Origin of the sequence: Chromobacterium alkanivorans (genome assembly GCF_016937655.1) — a bacterium.
GTDB lineage: Bacteria > Pseudomonadota > Gammaproteobacteria > Burkholderiales > Chromobacteriaceae > Chromobacterium > Chromobacterium alkanivorans.
In genome coordinates this window covers 22,562-39,774 of the sequence record NZ_JAFHKL010000013.1, presented here as the reverse complement: position 1 = coordinate 39,774, position 17,213 = coordinate 22,562, and the positions used below count along the sequence as shown (strand labels likewise).

The following is a 17,213-nucleotide window of genomic DNA, read 5'->3' as shown; positions in this document are numbered from 1 at the left end:
GACGCAGGCCGCTTTTGCAACACCTTTTGCCCCAAAGCAAACAATTCCCTCAATCGCTGCAACGGCGGGTGTTGCCTCGCGCCGCCGGGCGTATCATGGCGGAACGGCGCTGGAGCGCGTCTTGCAATTTGAGTGTAGTAAAACTACTATCAACCCACTTCAACACGGAACGTCATCATGGCCTTGCATTCCACCCTGTCCGCCGTTACCGAGCGCATCGTCAACCGGAGCCGGGCAACGCGCGCCGCCTACCTGGACCGCTTGCGCGCCGCAGCCCATCAGGGAAGGGTGGAGCGCTCGCAATTGTCGTGTACCAACCTGGCACACGCCTTCGCCGCCATGCCCGACGGCATCAAGATACATCTAAAGGAAGAGCACCGCCCCAATCTGGCCATCGTCTCTTCCTACAACGACATGCTGTCCGCCCACCAGCCGCTGGAAACCTATCCGGCGCTGCTGAAGGAGGCGGCGCTGGCGGCCGGCGCCACCGCCCAGTTCGCCGGCGGCGTGCCGGCGATGTGCGACGGCGTGACCCAGGGCCAGCCGGGCATGGAGCTGTCCCTGTTCTCGCGCGACATCATCGCGATGAGCACCGCAGTGGCGCTGTCCCACCAGATGTTCGACGCCGCGCTCTACCTGGGCGTGTGCGACAAGATCGTGCCGGGCCTGCTGATAGGCGCGCTTTCCTTCGGCCACCTGCCGGCGGTGTTCGTTCCCGCCGGTCCGATGACCACCGGCATCGCCAACGATGAAAAAGCCAAGGTGCGCCAGCTGTACGCCGAGGGCAAGGTGGGTCGCGACGCGCTGCTGGAATCCGAGTGCCAGTCCTACCACGGCCCCGGCACCTGTACTTTCTACGGCACCGCCAACTCCAATCAGATGCTGATGGAGATCATGGGCCTGCACCTGCCCGGCGCCGCCTTCGTCAACCCAGGCACCCCGCTGCGCGAGGCGCTGACCCGCGCCGCCGCCGGACAGGCGGCCAAGATCGCCGCCCAGGGCAAGGCCTTCACCCCGGTGGGCGAGATGATAGACGAGAAGTCCATCGTCAACGCCATCGTCGGCCTTTTGGCCACCGGCGGCTCCACCAACCACACCATGCACATCGTCGCCATCGCCCGCGCCGCCGGCATAGACGTGAACTGGGACGATTTCGACGAACTCTCCGCCGTGGTGCCGCTCTTGGTGCGCGCCTACCCCAACGGCAAGGCCGACGTGAACCACTTCCACGCCGCAGGCGGCATGGGCTTCGTGATCCGCGAACTGCTGTCCGCCGGCCTGCTGCACGAAGACGTGGGCACCGTGGTGGGCCGCGGCCTGTCGCGCTACGCGCAGGAGCCGTGGCTGGACCAGGGCGAACTCAAATGGCGGGACGCGCCGGCCGACAGCGGCGACGACAGCGTGCTGCGCACCGCCGCCGACCCGTTCTCCGCCGACGGCGGCCTCAAGCTGCTGTCCGGCAAGCTGGGCCGCGCGGTGATCAAGGTGTCCGCGGTCAAGCCGGAGCACAGGGTGGTGGAAGCGCCGGCGGTGATCTTCCACGACCAGAACGACATGCTGGCGGCGTTCAAGCGCGGCGAGCTGGAAAAAGACTTCATCGCGGTGATCCGCTTCCAGGGCCCGCGCGCCAACGGCATGCCGGAACTGCACAAGCTGACCCCGGCGCTGAGCATTTTGCAGGAGCGCGGCTTCAAGGTGGCCCTGGTCACCGACGGCCGCATGTCCGGCGCTTCCGGCAAGGTGCCGGCCGCCATCCACGTATCGCCGGAAGCCCTGTCCGGCGGGCCTATCGGCAAGGTGCGCGACGGCGACCCGGTGCGGCTGGACGCCAATAGCGGCGAACTGACCGTGCTGGTGGACGAGGCAGAATGGGCCGCGCGCGAACAGGCGCAGGCCGACCTGACGCACAATGATTTTGGCATGGGCCGGGACTTGTTCGCGGTGTTCCGCTCGGTGGCCGACCACGCCGAAGCCGGCGCCAGCAGCTTCCGCCATCCCGACTTCCACCCCGCTTCTTGGAGAAAATGAATATGGACGCATTGACCCTGCTGCGCCAAGGCCCGGTTGTTCCGGTGATCATCGTCAACGACGCGGCCGTGGCCGTGGAACTGGCCCAGGCGCTGGTGGCCGGCGGCGTGCGCGTGCTGGAAGTGACGCTGCGCACCAAGGCCGCGCTGGCGGCGATGCGCCGCATGCGCGACGAAGTGCCGGGCGCCATCGTGGGCGCCGGCACGCTGCGCACCCGCGCCCACGTGGAAGCCGCCATCGACGCCGGCGCGCAGTTCGGCGTCAGCCCCGGCTTCACCCCGGAACTGGGCGCCGCCGCCCGCGCCGCCAACCTGACCCTGATTCCCGGCGTGGCCACCCCGTCCGAGGCGATGCGCGCCCAGGACGAAGGCTTCACCATCCAGAAGCTGTTCCCGGCCGAGGCCGTGGGCGGCGTCAAACTGCTCAAATCGCTGGCCAGCCCGTTCTCCGACCTGCGCTTCTGCCCCACCGGCGGCATCGACATCAAGAAAGCGCCGGAATACCTGGCGCTGCCCAATGTGCTGGCCGTGGGCGGCAGCTGGCTGACCCCGGACGACGCCATCGCCAATCGCGACTGGGACCGCATCACCCAGCTGGCGCGGGAAGCCAGCCTGTTGCACCGGAATTAAACGACGTTGCTTCTTTACCAGGGCCTGCGGGCCCTGTTTTTTTTGGAGCCGCGCCCGCCACCCTCGCCCCTGTCCGGTTTTGTCCTTCCTTTCCCCCGCCAATTGCCTAAGCTCAAGAAGCAGGACTTCATCGCCGCCGGCCCACGCCCGCGCCGACGACGGTTCACCTATTGGAGACCCCTATGCAAGTGGCGGAAATATTTGAAAAAGCGTCGGGCAAGCTGCCCATGGTGCCCAAGGTGGTCCAGGAGCTGGTGGCCAGTTTTCACCGCACCGACGTCAACATCGATGAAATTACCGACAAGGTGGGACATGATCAGGTGCTGACCGCGCGCGTGCTGCGGCTGGCCAATACCGCGCGCTTCGGCGGCAGCCGGCGCGTGGGTTCGCTGGAGGACGCCATCATCCTGCTCGGCTTCGACAATCTCAGGGTGCTGGTGATCGCCTCCGGCGTCACCGGCGCCACGCTGGGCATCCAGGGCTTCGACATGAAGGCGTTCTGGCAGCGCAGCTTCGCGATGGCCAACGCCGCCAAGCGGCTGGCCAGGCTGGCCAAGCTGGACCCGCAGCTGGGCTATACCTGCGGCCTGCTGTCCAATATCGGCGAACTGGTGCTCTACGTGGCGGTGCCGGAACAGGCGCTACAGATAGACCGCATCGTCGCCGGCGGCGCCGACCGGGTGGCCACCGAACGCATGCTGCTGGGCATGGACCTGACCGAGGTGGGGGCCGAGCTGGCGCGGCGCTGGAATTTCCCGGACGAGATCCAGGAAGCCATCTTCAACCAGCACGATCTGCTGAACGAGGAAGTGTCGCCGTTCGCGCTGCTGATCGGCCTGGCCTCCTTCATGACCTCCGGCTTCAACCACGACATGAGCGAGGAAGACATGCTGGCGACCTTGCCGGTCAGCGTGATGGAGCGCGCCGGCCTGCCGCGCGAGGGGCTGGCGGAGGCGCTGCCGGAGTTGCGCGAGGCCTGCACCGCGCTGGACGAGATGTTCTAAGAACCTGTTTACGATCTGCTGCGCTTCGTGAGACGCGACACGGTGAGTACCGCTTCGAAATGCTCATGTACCGCTTGTACATTCCGCTTTCTCAGCGGTTTTCGCCTTGTCTCGCCCTTGCTCGCGAGACTTTGAACAAGCTTCCAAGAATCATCTGAGCAGACGCAAAAAAGGCGGCCTAAGCCGCCTTTTCGCGTTTCTCGCACTGCGGACTCAACCGGCCTGGCCATCCGCCTCGCTCGCCTCCGCTTCGGACGCCTCGTCCTCAGCGGCGTCGACATGGCCGAGCACCCCGACGCAGCGCAGCTCGATCTCCTGCATCAGCTCGTCGATGCGGATCACCGCCAGCTGGATGCGGTCGCCGCGCGCCAGCTCCGGCAGGCCCGGGATGCGCACCCGCATCGGCAGGCCGTCGATGCGCACCAGGTCCTCCTTGATGAAGGCGGCGGTGGGATCGGACACGCCTTCCTGGCTGAACCAGCGCAGGCACCAGAAATGCTCCATCCGGTCCTGGAAGCCCAGGTAGGCGGAGTAAGTGGTGTCGAAATCGCGCAGGATGGCGAACAACATCGCGTCGCCCTGCTCGAACTGCGGCTTCTCGCCGCGGATCATCGACATCAGCTGGCGCTGGTTGATGAAGTCGGTGGCGCGACGCAGCGGCGAAGTCGCCCACGCGTACTGGGCCACGCCCAGGCCGGTGTGCGGCTCCGGCCGCGTGGTCATCCTCACCTTGCCCATGCTCTGCGCGCGGTACATGCCGGGGATGTCGGCCTCGGCCAGCATCCGGCCCCACTCGCAGTTGGCCAGGATCATCAGTTCGGACACCAGCTTGTCCATCGGCGCGCCGCGCTTGCGCAAGGTGATCAGCACCTTGCCGTCGACCACGTCGAAGTTGTAGTCCATCTGCACCGGACGCGTCGGGTCGTACTTGCCGCGGCGCTTCTCCAGCGCCTCGGCGAACTGCCAGAACCAGATCAGCTCCTGCTTGAACGGATAATCCACGCCCGGATCGCAGGCCAGCGTCTCTTCGTTGAAGAACTGCTCCAGCGCGGCGTGGCGCAGGTTGGCGGCGATATGCACCTTCTCGATGCGGTTCTCGTAGGCCACCGGCTCGAACTCCGGCGTCACCTCCACGTAGAGGCTCAGCGCCGGGCAGTCATGGCCTTCCTTCAGGGTGAACAGCTCCACCAGATCGTCCGGCAGCATGGTGATCTTGTCGCCGGGGAAATACACGGTGGACAGCCGCGACAGCAGCAGCTTCTCCAGCGGGGAGCCTATTTCTATCCCCAGCGACGGCGCGGCGATGTGGATGCCGACGCGCTTGTTGCCGTTGGGCAGGTCCTGCACCGACAGCGCGTCGTCGATCTCGGTGGTGTTGGCGTCGTCGATGGAGAAGGCGCGCGCCGGCGACAGCGGCAAGTCCTCCGGCAGCGCCGGCAGCTCGTACTTGCCGAAGCCGCGGCCCTTGGGGAAGAACTCCAGCATGAAACCGGCCATCAGGTAGTCCGGCACCGAGGAGATGCCGCCCACCTTGTCCGCCAGCCGCAGCGGCGGCAGGCTCAGCTCGCGCGCGGCCTGGTCGAAGGCCTTGAACTCCAGCGTGTTCTTGTCGGGTTTCCACAACAAGGTCATCAGCTGGCCGCGGATCGCCTCCGGCAACTGGCCGGCCTTCAGCTCAAGCACCCACTGGTCGATCTGCTCCTGCTCGCGCTTCTTGCGCTCCAGCCCGGCCAGCGCCGCCTTCAGCGCCTCTTCCGGCGCCTTCTTGTAGCGGCCCTTGCCCTTTTTGTAGAAATACATCGGCGCGCCGTACAGGCGCGACACGATGGCGGCGGCCTCCGCCGCCGACGGCGCGTGGCCCCAGTAATCGGCCGCCAGCGCCTCATAGCCGAACTCGTCGTCCGGGCAGCATTCCCACAGGAAATCCAGGTCAATATCCGCGGCAAGTTGCTCTACCATGGGCAGAAAATCGCCCAATGCGGAACTAAACTCCAGAAAGACATTCGCGGCCTTGATCTTGGCGCGCTTGCCATGCTGGGTATCCACTTGCAGACTAGCGTCATTGCGCGAAACGATGCTGCCGACCTTAAAGCCGCCGCTCTCTTCGTAAAAAACGTTCATTAAAAATTTTTGCCAGGCCGTTGCAATCCAACGGCGAATTATAACAGCGCGCCCAGGGCGCGGCTTCAGAACTTGAATATCGGACGACCGGGTCCACCGGGGAACACTTGATCATGTCGCAACATCAGGCTTTCAAACAACGCGTGCATCTGGCACAGGAAATCGACCGCATCGGCCACCTGCTGGTCACTCGCTGGGAGCGGCCGCTGGCCGCCCACCTGCTGTCGCTGATCCTGCGGCTGGAGGATATGGTGCGCGAGCAGGACCTCAACGAAATCACCGGAGAAATCCAGACCCTGTCGCGCCTGCTGCAAGGCTGGATCCAGCAGCCGCAGACCGCGCCGTCGGAAAGCGAGCGCTACAACCGCCTGCGCCACCACCTGGGCCTGGTCAGCCAGCTGGGCATGATGGAACGCAAGGACGGCCTGCCGGAGATCGACTACGACAAGCTGCTGGGCGGCGACATGGTCACCCTCTATCTATGGCTGCCGCAGGAGGTGGACGCCACGCCGCTGATCCAGCAGCTGTCCTGCTACGGCATCCACGCCAAGGTGATCCAGCAGGCGGCCAAGCTGGCCCAGGCCTTGCAGGACAAGGCGCCGGAGGCGGTGGTGGCCTTCACCGAGTTCGCCGCCAACGACCCCATCCTGTTGCTGGCCCCCACAATCAGCAGCATCTGCCCGCTGATCCTGACCTCGCCGCTGCACGATTTCCAGGCGCGGCTGGCGGCGGTGCGCGCCGGCGCCGGCAGCCTGCTGGACTGGCCGCTGCAGGCGCATCAGCTGATAGACCAGCTGAGCTTCGGCGACCTGGGCGAGAAGCGCGAGCCGCTGCGGGTGCTGATCGTGGAGGACATGGAATCGCTGGCCGGGCTCTACTCCAGCGTGCTCAACGCCCAGGGCGTGGAAACCCGCGAGGAGACCCAGCCGGAGCGGGTGCTGGACATGATCGAGCAATTCCGCCCGGACCTGATCCTGATGGACATGTACATGCCGCAGTGCAGCGGCATCGAGCTGGCCAAGGTGATCCGCCAGCAACGGTTGCTGGACGGCATACCGGTGGTGTTCCTGTCGGTGGAGAAGCGCCAGGCGGTGCAGCTGGACGCGCTGACCCTGGGCATAGACGGCTTCCTGACCAAGCCGGTGGCGCCGGAGGAGCTGATCGTCACCGTGATCAACCGCGCGCGCCGCTACCGCAAGCTGCGTTCCTACATCATCAACGACAGCCTGACCGGCCTGCTCAACCACTCCCATCTGCACGGCCAGCTGGAATACGGCATCCAGCGCGCGCGCCGCGACCAGCGGCCGCTGTCGCTGGCGATGCTGGACCTGGACTTCTTCAAAACCATCAACGACAGCCACGGCCACCCGGCCGGCGACGAATTGCTGATCAATCTGGCGCGCTTTCTCAAGGAGCGGCTGCGCAGCAGCGATCTGGTGGGCCGCTACGGCGGCGAGGAATTCGCCATCGTGCTGCCGGGCACCAATCAGCAACAGGCGCACGAGCTGATGGATCAGCTGCGTCAGGACTTCAGCCAGATAGAACAACGCGCGCCGGACGGCGATTTCCGCCAGACCTTCAGCGTGGGCATCAGCTCGCTGGACACCGCCGGCAGCAGCACCGATCTGGTGCGCCAGGCCGACGAAATGCTGTACCGGGCCAAGGCCAACGGCCGCAACCGGGTGGAGGCCATGCAGGACTGAGCCGGGCCCCAGGCCCGGACATGACAAAGCCCGGACGGATGTCCGGGCTTTTTTGCGGCCGCGGCCTCAGAGCCTGTTCAAGGTCTGCCGCGCGTCGGCGATGCGGCGGAACGCAAACCGCTTATCAGGCCTCGGTCAGCACCAGGCGCACGCCCTGCTCTTCCAACAGCTTGGTCACCGGCTCCGGCGGCAGCGCGTCGGTGAACACGGTGTGGAATTCGCTGATGTGGCCCATGCGCACCAGGGCGTTGCGGCCGAACTTGCTGTGGTCCGCCGCCAGGTAACGGTGGCGGGCGTTGGACATCATCGCCTGCGCCACCCGCACTTCGCGGTAGTCGAAGTCCAGCAGCGAGCCGTCCGGCTCGATGCCGGACACGCCGATGATGGCGTAGTCCACCTTGAACTGGTTGATGAAGTCCAGCGTGGCCACGCCGGTGATGCCGCCGTCGGACGCGCGCACCGTGCCGGAGGTGATCATCACCGTGAAATCCGGATTGGTGGACATGATGGAGGCGACGTGAATGTTGTTGGTGATCACCCGCAAGCCCTTGTGCGTGCTGGTCAGCGCCTGAGCCACTGCCTCTATCGTGGTGCCTATGCTCATGAACAGCGAGGCGTGATCGGGAATGCTGCTGGCGATCATGTCCGCGATATGCGCTTTTTCGCTCTGGAATTTTCCTTTGCGCGCGAAATAATCCTCATTCTCCACGCTGCTGCCCAAGGCGGCGCCGCCGTGGTAACGGCGCAACAAATTGGCCTCGCACAGCTGGTTGATATCGCGGCGAATGGTTTGCGGGGTGACATCGAGCAGTCTGGCCAGCTCTTCGATCGGCATGAAGCCGTTTTCGCGGACCAGCTGCAGAATCTTGTCGTGACGGGGTGAGCGGCTCATAACTATTCGGAATCGAAAATCACGTCACTTTAGTAACATATTTTTCGGGTCAGCGGCAAACAGAACCACTATTCCGGCTTGATATCGGCCAATAGTGTTCGTTTATTGCGCATTTTTTACTCAGGAAGCCGCCTGCCCCTCCGCCAGCGGCGCGCGCCGCCCCCACAGGAAATCGCGCAGCTGCTCCAGCGGCATCGGCCGCGCCAGCAGATAGCCCTGCAGGTAATGCACGCCGCTTTGCTGCAGATAGGCGCGCTGTTGCTCGGTTTCCACGCCCTCGGCCACCATGGAGATGCGCAGCTGCTTGGCCAGGTCGATGATCATTTCCAGGATGCGGTTGGCGATGGAGTCGCTGCCTATCGCCGCCACGAACACGCGATCTATCTTCAGATGGTCGGCGTGGATGCGGTTGAGCTCGGCCAGGCTGCTGTGGCCGGTGCCGAAGTCGTCGATGGCGATCTGCACCCGCATCCGCCGCAGCGCGGCCATCACCTGCTGGCTTTGCGGCGTCACCTGGATGGGCTCGCGCTCGGTCACTTCCAGCACCAGCCGCGGCGGCGCCTTGGGAAAGTGTTGCAAAAACGCCTGGCAATCCTCCACCAGCTGCGCGTGCTGCAGATGGCTGGGCGACAGATTGAGCGCCACGAAGAAGCGCTCGGGCAAGGGCAGCGACGCCATGTCCGCGGCCACTTTGCGCATCAGATAGCGGGTGATCTGGATGATCATGCCGGAAGCTTCCGCCACCGGGATGAACAGGTCCGGCGGCGCCAGGCCCTGACGCGGATGCTGCCAGCGCAGCAACACTTCCACGCCCATGCAGCGGCGGCCGCAGGCGTCGAACACCGGCTGGTAGTAAGGCAGGAACTCCTGATTGCGCAGCGCCAGCAGGATTTCCCCGCTGACCGAGCCGCGCTTGCGCAGATAGCCCAGCAGCAGCACCGCGCCGACCACGCCCACCGGCAGCAACAGCAGCAAGGCGCGCAGCAGGCGCGCCGAGGCGCCGCGCCACAGATACTCGGCGTCCACCCAGCTGTGCACCGCCAGCGGATAGCGCTGCGACGCCGCGATCACGCGCAGCACCGCGCTGGCCGGCACCTCGGCGGCGCCCGGCAGCGTGGATTGCACCGCCTCCTTGTGGTTCAGCACCAGCAAGGAGCCGCTGTGGCCGTCGTCGGCCTGCCAGGGCAGCAAGGGGCTGAAATAGGCCAGCTCCACGCTGGCGACCAGGCCCTGCCCCCGTTCGGTCAGCAAGGTGCGCATCAGGAAGGGACGCTTGGGATACAAGGGCCCGGAGCCCTGGCGGTGGATCAACTGTTGCGGCGCCGACGGCGTGAACGGCAGCACCGTGTCCTGCGCGCCCAGCACCGAGGTGCAGTACAGGCGGCGGCCGTCCATCAGCCCCAGCGAGCGGATATAGGGATCGAAGGCCGCCAGCGACACCAGCTGGCCGCGCGCCTGCGGGCAGGGCAGGCCGGCCAGCGGCGCGGCCTCGCGCAAGGAACGGTCCACCTGGCCGAACACCCGGTCCACCGAATTGACCGCGCGCCCCGCCGCGCTTTGCAGCTGCGCCTGCACGTCCAGCTGGTAGCGGTTCCAGGTCAAGGGCAGGCCCACCGCCGCCGGCAACACGGCCACCAGCAAGACCAAGGTCCATTCCGCGGCGTTGAGGCTGCCGCGGAATTGATTGCCCCGGCTGATCAGGTGACGGAAGCGATGGCGACAAAACACATTGTTCCCCGGCGTGACTGAATGACAAGAAGCGGCCCGCGTCCGGCCATGGCGACGCGCGCCAAGCCGCGGCGCGGCTGACTCTGGCGAAAACGGCATGAATGGACGGGGACTGCCAGGAAGAGGGATAGGCGGGCGTTGCCGCGCCGTCCCTCAGCACCCGTTTACGATCTGCCGCGCGTCGTGAGACGCGGCACGGCGAAAGGCTCATGCCCCACGCCGTATCGCTGAAGCGCAGCAGACTTTGAACGGGTTCTTAGAACGTGTTTACGATCTCGCGAGCTAAGGTGAGGCAAGGCGAAAACAGCTGAGAAAGCGGAGTGTACGCACGGTACATGAGCATTTCGAAGTGGTTTTCAACGCCGTATCGCCGACGCGCAGCAGATCGTAAACAGGTTCTTAGAGAAATTTGGAAAACCAGCCGCGCGGCGCGTATCCCGCCGCCGTCGCGATTTTTCGAAGCTCCCGCAAGTCCGGCGCTAAAGATAACGGTTTAGCCGCGGACAGAAAAGCTAATTAGAAAGATTTATTTAATAAAATGTCTTTGATTGACTTGTGTTTGGTATAAATTGCCGCAATCGGCGCAGACTGAAACGCAATCAGGCCGCGCGCCGCCGGGAGAGGCGGGGCGCGGCCTGACGCCTGTTCTAAAGACACTTAACGCGGCTGCAAGCGTTGGCGATGGCGTTCGATCTGCAGACGCACCTGGCGCGGCGCGGTGCCGCCCACGTGATCGCGCTGCGCCAGGCTGCCTTCCGGGCTCAGCACCGCGAACACGTCGTCCTCGATCAGCGGCGAGAACTCGCGCAGCTTGGCCAGCGGCAGATCGGCGATGTCCACGCCCTGCTGCTCGGCGTGGCGCACCGTCAGCGCCACCACCTCGTGGCTGTCGCGGAAAGGCACGCCCTTCTTCACCAGGTAGTCGGCCAGATCGGTGGCGGTGGCGAAGCCTTGCAGCACCGCCGCGCGCATCGCCTCCGGCTTGACGGTGACGCCGCGCATCATGTCGGCGTAGATGCGCAGGGTGTCGATCAAGGTGTCCGCGGTGTCGAACAGCGGCTCCTTGTCCTCCTGGTTGTCCTTGTTGTAAGCCAGCGGCTGCGCCTTCATCAGCGTCACCAGCGCGATCAGGTGGCCCACCACGCGGCCGGACTTGCCGCGCACCAGCTCCGGCACGTCCGGGTTCTTCTTCTGCGGCATGATGGAGCTGCCGGTGCAGAAGCGGTCGGCGATGTCGATGAAGCCGACGCGCGGGCTCATCCACAGGATCAGCTCCTCGGACAAGCGCGACAGGTGCACCATCACCAGGCTGGCGGCGGCGGTGAATTCGATCGCGAAGTCGCGGTCGGACACCGCGTCCAGCGAGTTGTGGCAGACATCGTCGAAGCCCAGCAGCTGGGCGGTGTAATGGCGGTCTATCGGGAAAGTGGTGCCGGCCAGCGCCGCCGCGCCCAAGGGCAGGCGGTTGACGCGCTTGCGGCAGTCGCTCATGCGCTCGGCGTCGCGCGCCAGCATTTCCACATAGGCCAGCATGTGGTGGCCGAAAGTCACCGGCTGCGCCACCTGCAAGTGGGTGAAGCCAGGCAGCACGGTTTCGGCGTGCTGCTCGGCCAGGTCCAGCAGGCTGTGTTGCAGCTCGCCGATCAGGCCGACGATGGCGTCGATCTGCGCGCGCAGCCACAGGCGGATGTCGGTGGCCACCTGGTCGTTGCGGCTGCGGCCGGTGTGCAGACGCTTGCCGGCGTCGCCGATCTTGTCGGTCAGCCGCCGCTCCACGTTCATGTGCACGTCTTCCAGATCCACGCTCCACTCGAAGCGGCCGGCGCGGATATCGTCCAGCACTTCGCCCATGCCTCGTCGGATCGCTTCCAGATCTTCGGCGGACAGGACACCGGCGCGCTGCAACATGGCGGCGTGGGCCAGCGAGCCCTCGATGTCGAATTCGGCCAGTCGTCGATCGAAATCCACCGAGGCGGTGTATTTCTTGACGAGTTCGGATACCGGCTCCGAGAAACGGCCGGACCAGGCGTGTTGATCTTGCATGGCGATGCTTTCTACGATGGCTGCGGACGAAAAACTTGGCGAAACCCCGGGGCGCGCCGCGCCGCCGGGAACCTCTTACTATGCCAGCGGCGAGCGCCTTCGGCCAGTGCGGGTTTTCCTTGCTATGATGCGGCTATCCTATTCCGCCCCGCGCCCTCATGCCGCTACCGCCCCCGTCCGACCTGCCCGACTACCGCAACCTGGGCGTGCTGCTGCGCGCGCTGCTGCTGCTCGGCCTGTTCCTATTGGGCGGCCTGCTGCTGGACGACGGCGGCGAGGCGCTGCCCTGGCGGCTGCTGCGCCTGTCCAGCCTGCTGGTGCCCGGCGCCTTGCTGAGCCTGGGCCTGCTGGCCTTGCTGGGCCGCCGCCTCCACCGCGGCCGCCGCGCCGCGCTGGCCGCCGCCGCCGTCTGCCTGCTGTCCTTCGCCGTCTGCGGCCGCCTGCTCAACCCGCTGGCGCCGATGCCCTGGGGCCAGGTGCTGCTGGCCGGCGCGGTGGGCGGGCTGATGCAGCATTACCTCAATCTGCGCGCGCGCGCCTTATCCCCGGCCTTGTCCGAGGCGCGGTTGATCGCGCTGCAGGCGCGCATCCGTCCCCACTTCCTGTTCAACAGCCTCAACGCCGCCATCGCCCTGATAGGCAAACAGCCGGACAAGGCGGAAATGGTGCTGGAAAACCTGGCCGACCTGTTCCGCGCCCAGCTTGGCGACCCGGCGCGACAATCCACGCTGGGCCGCGAAATCGAACTGGCGGCGATGTATCTGGCGATAGAGGCCGAGCGGCTGGGCGCGCGGCTGCAAGTGAGCTGGGACGTGCAAGCGCCGCTGGACGCGGCGCTGCCGCCGCTGATCCTGCAGCCGCTGGCGGAAAACGCGGTGTTCCACGGCATAGAACGGCTGGCCGACGGCGGCGAGATCCGCATCCAGGCGCGCCAGCACGAGCAGCAGCTGGAGCTGACGCTGAGCAACCCGGTCAATCCGGAACCAACGGCGGCCGCGTCCGGCCACCACATGGCGCTGGACAATCTGGCCGAGCGGCTGGAACTGTATTTCGACGCCGAGGCCTCGCTCAGCGCCCGGCTGGACGGCGAACGCTTCGTCACCCGCATCCGGCTGCCTTACCGCCCGGCGGCCCAGCGGCCGAACTGAAACCGTCTATACTTACCCCATCGTCCGATTGAAACAGCTGATAGGGTCACCATGGGAAAGAATCGCCTCGAAGCCTTCAGCGACGGCGTGCTCGCCATCATCATCACCATCATGGTGCTGGAGCTGAAAGTGCCGCACGACACCAGCTGGGCCGCGCTGCAAGACCGCTGGCCGGTCTTCCTCAGCTATGTGCTCAGCTTCATCTACGTGGGCCTGTACTGGAACAACCACCACCACTTCTACCACGCCATCCAGCGCGTGGACGGCCGCGTGCTGTGGGCCAATCTGCATCTGCTGTTCTGGCTATCGCTGATTCCCTTCGTCACCGGCTGGATGGGGGAAAACCACTTCGCCCCGCTGCCGCTGGCCCTGTACGGCGTGGTGCTGCTGATGTGCGCGCTGGCCTGGTGGCTGATGCAGCAATCGCTGCTGTGTCTGCCGGGCAACCGCACCCGGCTGTCCGAGGCGCTGGGCAGGGACGTCAAGGGCAAGATCTCCCCGCTGTGCTATCTGATCGGCATCGCCGCCGCTTTTTACTGCGAATGGCTGTCCGCGGCGATGTACGTGCTGATGGCCTTGATCTGGTTGGTGCCGGACCGCCGCATCGAGCGGCTGCTGGCGGAGAAATGAGGCCGTCTTCGTTCCATTAATAAACACTATCAAACAAATTGTAATTTAAGATTTAACAAAACTATCGACGCTTCCGATAATGGCCGCTCCCTTAGTAAATGTTCTAATAATTTATGGGAGTGCCAATGTCAGCTCTGACCTTTTCCGTGAACCGCAAGCTTTTCACCATGGCGCTGGCTTGTAGCGCCGCTTTGACCCAGGCCGCCAACCTGACCCAGGACAACGGCGCGCCGGTGGGCGACAACCAGAACAGCCAGACCGCCGGCCCCAACGGCCCCACCCTGCTGCAAGACATTCAACTGCTGCAAAAGCTGCAGCGCTTCGACCGCGAACGCATCCCGGAACGCGTGGTGCACGCGCGCGGCGTGGGCGCCGGCGGCGTCTTCGTCGCCAGCGAGGGCTTGCAGGACGTCAGCCGCGCCCTGGTGTTCCGCAAGGGCGAAAAAACGCCGGTGTTCGTGCGCTTCTCCACCGTGATCGGCAGCCGCGGCGCGCCGGAAACCGACCGCGACCCGCGCGGCTTCGCCACCAAGTTCTATACCGCGCAAGGCAACTGGGACCTGGTGGGCAACAATCTGCCGGTGTTCTTCATCCGCGACGCGATCAAGTTTCCGGACATGGTGCACTCGCTGAAACCGGACCCGGTGAGCAATGAGCAAGACCCCAACCGCGTCTTCGACTTCTTCTCCCATCTGCCGGAATCCACCCATATGCTGACCCGGGTGTACTCCAACTACGGCACCCCGGCCAATTACCGCGAAATGAACGGCAGCAGCGTGCACGCGCTGAAACTGGTGGCCGCCGACGGCCGCTACCAGTACGCCAAATTCACCTGGAAATCGCACCAGGGCGAGCGCAATCTGCGCCCGGACCAACTGCCCAAAGTACAGGGCCAGTCGGTCAGCCACGCCACCGCGGACCTGCTGCAAAGCATAGAGCGGAAGCGCTACCCGTCCTGGGACTTGTACGTGCAGCTGATCCAGCCGGAGGACATGAACCGCTTCGCCTTCAACCCGCTGGACCCCACCAAGGTGTGGACCGGCGTGGCGGAGCGCAAGGTGGGCACCATGACGCTGAACCAGGTGCCGGCCAACTTCTTCGAAGCCACCGAACAGGTGGCGATGTCGCCGGCCAATCTGGTGCCGGGCATCGAGGCCTCGGAAGACCGCCTGTTGCAAGGCCGCTTGTTCTCCTATCTGGACACCCAGATGCACCGCGTCGGCACCAATTTCCAGGCGCTGCCGGTGAACCGCCCGCGGGTTGAGGTGGTGAACAACAATCAGGACGGCGCGCAAAACGCTTCCGGCCGCCAGGGCAGCGTCAACTACGAGCCCAGCCGGCTAGCGCCCAAGCCGCAGGACCCGCAGTTCAAGCACAGCCGCCTGCCCTTGCAGGGCAACACCCAGCAAGAGGCCATCGCCAAGACGCTGAACTTCCAGCAGGCCGGCGAGTTCTACCGCTCGCTGAGCGCGCAGGATCAGGCGGACCTGATCCGCAACCTGTCCGGCGACCTGGCCAAGGTGCGCAATGTCGAGACCCGGGACGTGATGCTGTCGCATTTCTACAAGGCGGACCGCCAGTACGGCGAGCGTCTGGCCAAGGCCTTGAAGGTGGACGCGAAGGGAATTGAGCGCAGAGCGGCGTTGCTGCAAGAGTAAACGCGCGTACTTGAATCCAGCAGGGCGGCCAATGGCCGCCCTGTTTTTTTGCGCGCCGATACCCTGGCAGCGGTGCCGGTGGGTATCGCCTGCGGCTCCTCCCACCCTACCCATCCGCCTGCCGTAGGGTGAGCGATACCCGCGCGGAAGCGTGATGGGATTGATCTTTGAGCTTGGATGGCGGGGTTTGGTGGGTATCGCCTATCGGCTCCACCCACCCTACCAAGCCCGCCCGACCCAACCTTCCACCGTAGGGTGGGTGGAGCGTAGCGATACCCACGCGGAAACGCGATGGGATTGATGCTTGGACCTTGGCGGCGGGGCTTGGTGGGTATCGCCTACGGCTCCTCCCACCCTACAAGTCCCCCTCACGTAGGGTGGGTGGAGCGCAGCGATACCCACCAGCCGAGGTCAGCGATTGCGCAGGCGGATGCGGCGGAAGCGCGCTTCCAGATTGAACCGTTGTCCCAGCGCCAGGTAGATCTGGTGTTGGCTGTCTACATGGCGGTAGACCCGGACCCGGTCGGCGCCCAGCAGCATCATGATTTCCAGATAGTTGAAGAAACCCATCCACTGGCCGCGTCCGGCGCGGTCGTCAAAATCAATGTCGCGCGCCACGCGGCTGAGCAGGCCTTTGCCGACGTATTCCCGATTGTCCTTCAGCCATTGCAGCAGGTGAGCCGCGCATTCGCGGCCATAGGCGTGGTCGGCGGGGTAGTCCTTGCTGGGCGCGGGCATCTGCCAGTAATGCGCATAGGTGCGGCCGGGGCAGAAACGGACGAAGGGCAGTAGCGCTTCCTGTTGTTCCAGGGAGGCCAGCTTGTAGCGGCGGCGCGGGGGGAAGTTTTGAGCGTGATGCATGGTGTTTCTCCTGTAATGACACAAGATGAAGCACCTGATCCCAAAGCAGAGGGAACAGGATTGGCGTCTAAACAAATCAAATCATTGAAAGTGCAGGCTCAAAGCCCACCATGCCCTGCCAAACGGCACAGCCATGGTGAAACAGCCCGCGCAGTATGCTGCGTAGGCTGGTGGTACACACGAACGGGACGCCAATCCCGTGTGCCGCGTGTGGGCGGCAACGGGGGGATTGTTGCCGAGGGGGCGGTTGGGGTCAAGGTGGGGTGGCGGGGTCAACCAGATGCGGGTGAGGATTAGGCAGGCGCGTAGCAGGATTGGCGTACCGGAAGCGATAAAACCGGCGAGTGCATAACACTCTCCCACCACGCAGCTGCCAATTGATGTGGCAAGGCCGGGATTGTTGCCGAGGGAAAGGGGTGGATCAAGGCGGCATGGTTGGTTTGGCTAGGTGTTTGGGGTTTGTATCCGCTGCGCGGATGATGATTTTCATTGCCGGGGCTGCCCGGCGAGCAGGAAGGGGAACAACTCGGCCAAATTCCCTATCACTGAGCGAATCAAAGATTCGCACGTAGACACCCCAAAGGCCGCCCTGCAAGCCTGGCCTACGGCTTCCCGCCGGGTCCCGTCAGGTCCGAGGCGCGGCTGAACTCGCGATTTGCTAGCGTCAAATCGCTCAAACAGGGCAGCCGCTTAAGACCTCGGACCTGCCACCCGACGGCAGGCTTGAAGGGACCCAGGGCGCGTCGGATACATGCTCTCTTTTAGGGA

12 protein-coding genes are annotated in these 17,213 nt (G+C 65.0%); 7 read left to right on the top strand and 5 right to left on the bottom strand.

Annotated features, from left to right (window positions below; genetic code table 11):
• The first annotated feature begins 177 nt into the window (after positions 1-177).
• The 3 genes from edd to JW897_RS19950 all read left to right on the top strand — a co-directional run bounded on the left by edd (position 178) and on the right by JW897_RS19950 (position 3,661).
• Complete coding sequence (edd, locus tag JW897_RS19960) at positions 178-2,028, top strand: phosphogluconate dehydratase (RefSeq protein ID WP_205467374.1); 1,851 nt, start codon at positions 178-180, stop codon at positions 2,026-2,028.
• 2 nt (positions 2,029-2,030) lie between these two features.
• Positions 2,031-2,657 (top strand): bifunctional 4-hydroxy-2-oxoglutarate aldolase/2-dehydro-3-deoxy-phosphogluconate aldolase, encoded by a 627-nt coding sequence (locus JW897_RS19955; RefSeq protein WP_048416129.1) that lies wholly within the window; start codon positions 2,031-2,033, stop codon positions 2,655-2,657.
• A 182-nt stretch (positions 2,658-2,839) separates the two neighbouring features.
• On the top strand, positions 2,840-3,661 hold the full coding sequence (locus JW897_RS19950; RefSeq protein WP_048416130.1) for an HDOD domain-containing protein: 822 nt from the start codon (positions 2,840-2,842) through the stop codon (positions 3,659-3,661).
• Positions 3,662-3,874: 213 nt separating this feature from the next.
• Here the strand turns inward: JW897_RS19950 and JW897_RS19945 are convergent, their stop codons facing one another.
• Positions 3,875-5,782: a ribonuclease catalytic domain-containing protein gene (locus JW897_RS19945; RefSeq protein ID WP_048416131.1), complete on the bottom strand. Its 1,908-nt coding sequence runs from the start codon at positions 5,780-5,782 to the stop codon at positions 3,875-3,877.
• 113 nt (positions 5,783-5,895) lie between these two features.
• On the opposite strand from JW897_RS19945, the gene JW897_RS19940 reads away from it, so the two are divergent.
• Positions 5,896-7,485 carry a GGDEF domain-containing protein gene (locus JW897_RS19940; RefSeq protein ID WP_231589354.1) on the top strand — a complete coding sequence of 530 codons (1,590 nt, stop codon included), beginning with the start codon at positions 5,896-5,898 and terminating at the stop codon, positions 7,483-7,485.
• Positions 7,486-7,609: 124 nt separating this feature from the next.
• On the opposite strand, the gene JW897_RS19935 is transcribed toward JW897_RS19940, so the two are convergent.
• From JW897_RS19935 to argH, 3 genes are all read right to left on the bottom strand, one after another.
• The gene (locus JW897_RS19935; RefSeq protein ID WP_019103455.1) at positions 7,610-8,377 is read right to left on the bottom strand and encodes a DeoR/GlpR family DNA-binding transcription regulator; all 768 of its coding nucleotides are present in this window, start codon (positions 8,375-8,377) and stop codon (positions 7,610-7,612) included.
• 120 nt (positions 8,378-8,497) lie between these two features.
• Entirely contained in the window at positions 8,498-10,105 is a 1,608-nt protein-coding gene (locus tag JW897_RS19930) for an EAL domain-containing protein (RefSeq protein WP_205467373.1), read from the bottom strand.
• Positions 10,106-10,762: 657 nt separating this feature from the next.
• Positions 10,763-12,148 carry an argininosuccinate lyase gene (gene argH, locus JW897_RS19925; RefSeq protein ID WP_205467372.1) on the bottom strand — a complete coding sequence of 462 codons (1,386 nt, stop codon included), beginning with the start codon at positions 12,146-12,148 and terminating at the stop codon, positions 10,763-10,765.
• A 158-nt stretch (positions 12,149-12,306) separates the two neighbouring features.
• Between argH and JW897_RS19920 the strand changes: the two genes are divergently transcribed.
• From JW897_RS19920 to JW897_RS19910, 3 genes are all read left to right on the top strand, one after another.
• Positions 12,307-13,296: a sensor histidine kinase gene (locus tag JW897_RS19920; RefSeq protein WP_048416134.1), complete on the top strand. Its 990-nt coding sequence runs from the start codon at positions 12,307-12,309 to the stop codon at positions 13,294-13,296.
• 51 nt (positions 13,297-13,347) lie between these two features.
• Positions 13,348-13,926 carry a TMEM175 family protein gene (locus JW897_RS19915; RefSeq protein WP_048416135.1) on the top strand — a complete coding sequence of 193 codons (579 nt, stop codon included), beginning with the start codon at positions 13,348-13,350 and terminating at the stop codon, positions 13,924-13,926.
• Positions 13,927-14,051: 125 nt separating this feature from the next.
• The gene (locus tag JW897_RS19910) at positions 14,052-15,584 is read left to right on the top strand and encodes a catalase (protein ID WP_275899887.1); all 1,533 of its coding nucleotides are present in this window, start codon (positions 14,052-14,054) and stop codon (positions 15,582-15,584) included.
• A 411-nt stretch (positions 15,585-15,995) separates the two neighbouring features.
• On the opposite strand, the gene JW897_RS19905 is transcribed toward JW897_RS19910, so the two are convergent.
• Positions 15,996-16,445: a hypothetical protein gene (locus JW897_RS19905; RefSeq protein WP_205467371.1), complete on the bottom strand. Its 450-nt coding sequence runs from the start codon at positions 16,443-16,445 to the stop codon at positions 15,996-15,998.
• Between the last annotated feature and the right edge of the window lie 768 nt (positions 16,446-17,213).

Excerpts from the sequence above, each read along its gene's own strand:
- JW897_RS19945 (WP_048416131.1), bottom strand. The coding sequence starts at position 5,782 with ATGAACGTTTTTTACGAAGAGAGCGGCGGCTTTAAGGTCGGCAGCATC.
- JW897_RS19915 (WP_048416135.1), top strand. The coding sequence starts at position 13,348 with ATGGGAAAGAATCGCCTCGAAGCCTTCAGCGACGGCGTGCTCGCCATC.
- JW897_RS19905 (WP_205467371.1), bottom strand. The coding sequence starts at position 16,445 with ATGCATCACGCTCAAAACTTCCCCCCGCGCCGCCGCTACAAGCTGGCC.
- argH (WP_205467372.1), bottom strand. The coding sequence starts at position 12,148 with ATGCAAGATCAACACGCCTGGTCCGGCCGTTTCTCGGAGCCGGTATCC.
- JW897_RS19920 (WP_048416134.1), top strand. The coding sequence starts at position 12,307 with ATGCCGCTACCGCCCCCGTCCGACCTGCCCGACTACCGCAACCTGGGC.
- JW897_RS19910 (WP_275899887.1), top strand. The coding sequence starts at position 14,052 with ATGTCAGCTCTGACCTTTTCCGTGAACCGCAAGCTTTTCACCATGGCG.
- JW897_RS19955 (WP_048416129.1), top strand. The coding sequence starts at position 2,031 with ATGGACGCATTGACCCTGCTGCGCCAAGGCCCGGTTGTTCCGGTGATC.
- JW897_RS19950 (WP_048416130.1), top strand. The coding sequence starts at position 2,840 with ATGCAAGTGGCGGAAATATTTGAAAAAGCGTCGGGCAAGCTGCCCATG.
- JW897_RS19935 (WP_019103455.1), bottom strand. The coding sequence starts at position 8,377 with ATGAGCCGCTCACCCCGTCACGACAAGATTCTGCAGCTGGTCCGCGAA.
- JW897_RS19940 (WP_231589354.1), top strand. The coding sequence starts at position 5,896 with ATGTCGCAACATCAGGCTTTCAAACAACGCGTGCATCTGGCACAGGAA.
- edd (WP_205467374.1), top strand. The coding sequence starts at position 178 with ATGGCCTTGCATTCCACCCTGTCCGCCGTTACCGAGCGCATCGTCAAC.